5 protein-coding genes are annotated in these 6,806 nt (G+C 38.2%); all 5 read left to right on the plus strand.

The genetic code is table 11. The features are described from left to right. Positions 1-47: 47 nt before the first annotated feature. Positions 48-1,049, plus strand: coding sequence for a 4-hydroxyproline epimerase (locus H5084_RS05720; RefSeq protein WP_182689834.1), 1,002 nt, complete (start codon positions 48-50; stop codon positions 1,047-1,049). A 38-nt stretch (positions 1,050-1,087) separates the two neighbouring features. Next, positions 1,088-2,659 (plus strand): aldehyde dehydrogenase (NADP(+)), encoded by a 1,572-nt coding sequence (locus H5084_RS05725; RefSeq protein ID WP_182689835.1) that lies wholly within the window; start codon positions 1,088-1,090, stop codon positions 2,657-2,659. Between the two features lie 742 nt (positions 2,660-3,401). Further along, positions 3,402-4,319 (plus strand): manganese-dependent inorganic pyrophosphatase, encoded by a 918-nt coding sequence (locus H5084_RS05730; protein WP_182689836.1) that lies wholly within the window; start codon positions 3,402-3,404, stop codon positions 4,317-4,319. 157 nt (positions 4,320-4,476) lie between these two features. Beyond that, entirely contained in the window at positions 4,477-5,817 is a 1,341-nt protein-coding gene (gene mpl, locus H5084_RS05735; protein WP_182689837.1) for a UDP-N-acetylmuramate:L-alanyl-gamma-D-glutamyl-meso-diaminopimelate ligase, read from the plus strand. Positions 5,818-5,830: 13 nt separating this feature from the next. Then, positions 5,831-6,445, plus strand: coding sequence for a flavin prenyltransferase UbiX (locus tag H5084_RS05740; protein ID WP_310735735.1), 615 nt, complete (start codon positions 5,831-5,833; stop codon positions 6,443-6,445). Positions 6,446-6,806 lie beyond the last annotated feature (361 nt).

Genomic DNA, 6,806 nt, shown 5'->3' on the forward strand with positions numbered 1-6,806 from the left:
CATTGCTTTAACATTTTGAAAGGTGTGATTTAAAGGAGAAAGTAAAAATGAGAAAGGGAACATTTTTTTGTATTGATGCTCACACATGTGGTAACCCTGTTAGATTAGTTGCTGGGGGCTACCCAACACTTATTGGTAACAACATGAGTGAGAAAAGACAGTATTTTCTAAAAGAGTTTGACTGGATAAGGCAAGCGTTGATGTTTGAACCAAGAGGTCACTCTATGATGTCAGGATCAATAGTGCTACCTCCTTGTTCAAGTAATGCTGATGCTTCTATTTTATTTATAGAAACCAGCGGCTGTTTACCAATGTGCGGTCACGGCACTATTGGTACTGTTACTTCTGCGATAGAAAATGCCATTATTACTCCAAAAGTACCAGGCCAACTCATTCTTGATGTACCTGCTGGGCAAATAAGGATCGAATATCAACAAGTCAATGGCAAAGTTGAGTCGGTCAGAATCTACAATATCTCCTCCTATTTAGCGCACACCGATGTAGTTATAAATATTCCAACTCTTGGAGAACTGATCGTTGATGTCTCCTATGGTGGTAATTTCTACGCCATTGTCGATCCACAAAAAAACTATAAAGGCTTAGAGCATTTCAGTCCTGATCAAATTCTACAACTTAGCCCATTAGTGCGTGAAGCCGTTGATAAAGCAGTTAAATGTGTTCACCCAGAAGACCCTACCGTTAATGGTGTAAGCCACGTTTTATGGACAGGTGAACCAACTCAGCCGGAAGCAGTAGCTCGTAACGCTGTATTTTATGGCGATCGCGCGATTGATAGATCTCCATGTGGCACAGGAACCAGTGCAAGAATGGCACAGTGGTATGCCAAAGGTAAGTTAAAAGTTGGTGAGGAATTTATTCATGAAAGCATTATTGGAAGTATGTTTAAAGGCCGAGTGGAGTCCTCCGCTCAAGTTGGTTCATATCAAGGGATCAATCCAAGTATCGAGGGTTGGGCAAAAGTGTATGGTCACAATACCATTTGGGTAGATGAAGATGATCCGTATGCATTTGGTTTTGAAGTGAAATAAATACAATAATTAGTAATTCATATAGTTAAGGAATAGTTATGTCGAGCTCTACCATAGATGTAAATAAAGCGAACAACCGTGTTACAGATACTTTTCAAGCCGTTAATCCTGTTGATGGCACTAAACTGGTTGGCGATTTTAAGCAAGATTCTTTGCTTAACATCAATCATGCTGCACAAGTCGCGCAAGATTGCTTCTTAGAATATAAGTCTACAACTAGTCAACAGCGCGCTACTTTTTTACAAACGATTGCTCAGCAGCTAGAGGATAATCGAGCTGTAATTGTAAGTAGAGCACAACTTGAATCGGGTTTACCAGAAGCCCGTCTAAACGGTGAGTTAGGTCGTACAATTGGTCAGCTAAACTTGTTTGCAAATAACTTACTGAATGAAGGTTGGCAGCAAGCAGTAATAGATACGGCAGATTCAGGTCGTCAACCTGTAGCTAAACCAGATATTCGTTCACATAATGTTGCTATCGGGCCTGTGGCTGTTTTTGGTGCGTCCAACTTTCCGCTAGCTTTCTCAACTGCTGGTGGTGATACAGCTTCTGCATTAGCTGCTGGTTGCCCTGTTATCATGAAAGGCCATCCTGCACACCCTGGTACTAGTGAACTTGTTGAACAGTGCATCAACAGGGCGTTGTCTGCTTGTCATCTTCCTGCTGGCGTTTTCACTTTGTTACAAGGCACAACGAATGAACTGGGAAGCGAATTAGTTCGGCACCCTAATATTAAAGCTGTTGGCTTCACTGGATCTACCACCGTTGGACGACTGTTGATGGATATTGCAACTTCTCGCCCAGAGCCGATTCCGTTTTATGGTGAGCTTGGTTCAGCTAATCCCGTTTATTTACTTAAAAATCAATTGGAGAAAAATGCAGCACAACTAGCAGAACAGTTTGTGCTATCGATGACAATGGGAGCAGGGCAGTTTTGTACCAAGCCTGGATTGATTTTTGCAATTGAAGGGCTAGGACTTGACACATTCGTTAAACAGTCACAGTTGCTACTTGCCTCGCAACAACCATATACTCTTCTAACCCAAGGTATTAAACAGAGTTATCTTGCATCGTGTAAGAAGAGGGAGTTGGAGCCCAACATAACTAAAGTTACCAATCGCGCTGAAGATGGCAAAGTATTAGCTAAGCTGTATCAAATTTCAGCTCAAGATTGGTTAAACAATCCAGATTTTGAGGAAGAAATATTTGGCCCTCAAGCACTTATTATTAGCTGTAAAGATAATGAACAGTTACAAGAGTTAAGTGAAAAATTAAGAGGGCATTTAACCGCAACGATTCATTGTAATGAAGAAGATTTTGACCAAGCTGAACGTTTAACCACTATTTTGAATAATAAGGTGGGGCGTGTCTTATTAAATGGATGGCCAACGGGGGTTGAGGTATGCCACAGCATGGTACATGGGGGAGCTTACCCTGCAGCAACAATGAGTAATAGTACTTCGGTAGGATCAGGTGCAATTTATCGTTGGTTACGTCCTGTTTCATATCAAAATTTCCCACAAGCATTACTACCTGATGTATTGCGTGATGACAACTCCAAAGGTATCTGGAGACAAGTTAATGGTCAAATAAGTAAACAATCGATTTAATTTACTTTGCACCCTAATACCAGAAGCCAGAGTGACGAATTATTTCAACTCTCTGGCTTCTGGTTCCTATCGCGTTATAGCTAACGGTTTTATTCATTTAGCTTTCTTAACAAATGAATCGCAAAACTTTAAATGACATTGTTTACCACGTAGTGCTCCACAAAAACTACTAAGTTAGCTGATGGTATTTGAATTTTATATCTATTTTTTTATTGTTTGTAGGCTTTGCTACAACACACTCTAGTTGTTTTAATATTAATCATCTGGCGATCAGCTACTATCTTATAATATGGCTTCAATCTAATACTATTAATTGGTGTTTTTTTCAAATGTGAGCACACCAATTGCTTTCATTCACAATAGTGTTATTAATGTTTAATGTACTTTCTATGAAAGAAGGATAATTAACAATAGTTAAAGATCCTAACCCATGCGTTCTGACCTTTTGAAAAAAAGCAGATGAATCTAGGGCAACAAAAACCAATAAACAATCAGCTTTGGATAGATAACATTCTTTGGTCGGTTGTGAGTGATTTGAAATAACGATTTAATTTTTAGATCTGCTCAGAGCTTGTTTTAGACAGGTTATGAGCTCGAGACAAGGTATAAATATAGACAATTAACGCAATCTGAAAACTAAAAACTTTATTAACGTTAAATTAGATAAAGAATTATACTTAAAATAACCGGCAGGATAAGGTATTCTATCTATAAATTAACTCATAACATATTGGATAAATCGATGATTGTATTAGGACACCAAAACCCAGATTGTGATAGTTTATGTAGTGCTATCGGCCTTGCAAGTTTATTTAATAAAATGGGCAAAACAGCAACCCCTGCTCTACAAGGCGAGCCCAACCCTGAAGCGTTATTCTTATTAGAACAATCTGGCTTACCACAACCTGAAATCCGTACTGAAGTCGCGGGTGAAGAAATCTTTATCGTAGATTATTCAGATTGGGGACAAGGTACTGCTGATATGAAGAAAGCAACGATCTTAGGGATTGTAGATCATCATAAATTAGGCGATATCACTACTTCTACTCCTCTGGAATGTTGGATCTGGCCTGTTGGTTGTAGTGCTACGATTGTTTATAATATGTACAAATTTAATAATCACACACCTGATGCACCAGTAGCAAAAATGATGATGGGTGCGATCATATCTGATACGGTTAACTTCCAAGGTCCTACTTGTACAGAGATGGATGTGGTTGCAGCAAACGAATTAGCAGCAATTGCTGGCGTTGACGATATTCAAGCATTTGCAACTGCTCAATTTGAAGCTAAATCAGATATTAAGTCTGTATCCGCCGCTGAGCTTATTTTACGTGACCAAAAAGTATTTGAAATGGCGGGTGAGAAACTAGCTATTGGACAACTCGAATTAACATCTTTAGAGACTGCTTTTTCTAAGAAAGGCGATATGCTGATAGAAATGGGACAACTACAAGCAGATAAAGGCTATCATTCTACGATAGTGTTATTAACTGATATTAATAAACTAGATACGACTGCATTAATCATCTCTAAAGATGCGAACAAAGTCGCAACAGCTTTAAACAGCACTGTAACTGATCATATGTTTGAATTGCCAGGTGTTGTAAGCCGTAAAAAACAAATTATTCCTTTTTTACAAGCTGCATTTGAAGGTTAAACATATAGTTTAAACTTTCTTAAAAATAATGCTGAAAGGCGAGCCTTATGATGAGGCTCGCCTTTTTTATTACCAATTTTTAATTTTCTTACAACCACTTAAGTTTAATATTTGATAACATCCCTTATATTATCCCTATTTCTAATATTGAGGTTACATGCATATTCATATTCTTGGTATTTGCGGCACGTTCATGGGCGGTGTTGCGATTCTTGCTAAATCCTTAGGCTATAAAGTCACAGGTTCAGATAAAAATGTCTATCCGCCGATGAGTACACAGTTAGAAGAGCAAGGGATTGAACTTATTCAAGGCTTTGATCCAAGCCAATTAGATTGTAAACCTGACCTTGTGGTGATTGGTAATGCAATGAGCCGTGGAAATCCTTGTGTAGAAGCCGTACTAGATAAACAAATACCTTATATTTCAGGCCCGCAGTGGTTGTTGGAACATGTTTTGAAAGACCGTTGGGTATTAGCGGTTGCAGGAACGCATGGCAAAACATCAACCTCTAGTATGCTCGCTTGGATTTTAGAGTATGCCAATATGCAACCGGGTTTCCTCATCGGTGGTGTGCCAGAGAATTTTGGTTTATCTGCCCGTTTAGGGGAAACACCATTTTTTGTGATTGAAGCTGATGAATACGATAGTGCTTTTTTTGATAAACGTTCTAAGTTTGTGCATTATCACCCAAGAACCTTAGTGCTGAATAACTTAGAGTTTGATCATGCAGATATCTTTGAAGATTTAAATGCGATTAAAAAACAATTCCATCATTTATTGAGAACAGTTCCAAGTACTGGCCGTGTTTTCATCCCAAATAAAGATGAAGCGTTAATGTCTGTCAAACATATGGGATGTTGGAGTGAAGTAGAGTATTTAGGTGAAAATTGGTCTGCACAAAAGGTTAAAGAAGATGGTACGCAGTTCGAAGTAAACCTAAACGGAGATAAACAAGGTCAAGTGAACTGGAATTTAATGGGCGACCATAATGTTGATAACGCATTAGCTGCGATTGCGGCTGCGAGGCATGTTGGCGTGACTCCTGAAATATCAATTCAAGCATTGGCTGAATTTAAAAGTATTAAACGTCGCATGGAAATTAAAGGCAAAGTTAACAATATTACAGTGTATGACGATTTCGCTCATCATCCTACCGCAGTAAAAACGACGCTAGCAGGTCTACGTGCAAAGGTCGGAAATGAAAGAATTATTGCTGTGTTAGAGCCACGTTCAAATACAATGAAATTAGGAATACATAAAGAAGCATTAGTTAACTCATTGGCTTTGGCAGATAGTATTTATTGTTTTGAAGATAAAAGTATTCAATGGTCTATGAAAGAGTTGTTTGCAGAACAAGGCAAAGCAGTGAATGTAGAAACGGATATAGATGACTTAGTGGAACAATTAGTTAAATACGCTAAACCTAGTGATCATATCTTGATCATGAGTAATGGTAGTTTTGCGAATATTCACCAAAAATTATTAGATAAATTATAGGATGAACATATAGATGACTATGCAATATAACGATACCGTGACTTTAGGTGTAACTGGGGCTTCAGGCAGTGGGTATTTTTTGCGTTTATTACAGTCAATGGTGAATGCAAACGTCAAAGTATATTTAATTTTATCTGAAGCGGCACAAATAGTATTAAAAACAGAAGTTGATGAAGATTGGCCAGTCGATATCGTAGCGTTGAATGAATATTTAATAACTCGCTTTGATAGTAAACAAGGACAAATTACAGCATTAACGTCAAAAGACTGGTTTTCACCTGTAGCGTCAGGATCGTCTGCGCCTAAAAAAATGGTCGTTTGTCCATGTAGTTGCGGAACACTTGCTTCAATTTCACAAGGTTTATCAAATAATTTAATAGAACGTGCAGCGGATGTTGTATTTAAAGAGAGGGGGCAGTTAATTGTAATGCCGAGAGAAACACCTTTTTCTACCTTACATTTGAAAAATATGCTCACTCTTTCTGAACTAGGAGCCACTGTTATGCCTTTAGCGCCTGGTTTTTATCATCAACCAACAACTATTGAAGAGCTACAGGACTTTATGGTCGCGAGAGTAATGGATCATTTGAAGATACAACACCAAGCAAGTAAGCGCTGGTGTGAGTGATATTTAAGCAAAAAAGCCTGCGTTTGTTTGTTATTTGAACACATTTTTTTAAATACTAAAAATAATGATTTAATTGCAATAAAACGCTTGCTTACCTTTTCAAGATCCCTATAATGCGCATCCACAGACACGGGACGGAACGCAAGTTACCCAGCGAGTTTGAGAATAGTTTTTAACGTATTAACGCTTCGTAGTTCACTTCGAAATTAAGTTAAATTAAAACGTTGACAATGTTAGAAAGGCGCGTAATATACGCCGCCTAGCCGAAAGGCACGCTCTTTAACAATTTAATCAAACAATCTGTGTGAGCACTTGTTGTTGATGTGATTTCAAAAAAATCAAAAATGTAATTCTTCTGCTT

This window comes from Psychromonas sp. SR45-3 (assembly GCF_014163575.1).
Taxonomy (GTDB): Bacteria; Pseudomonadota; Gammaproteobacteria; order Enterobacterales; family Psychromonadaceae; genus Psychromonas; species Psychromonas arctica.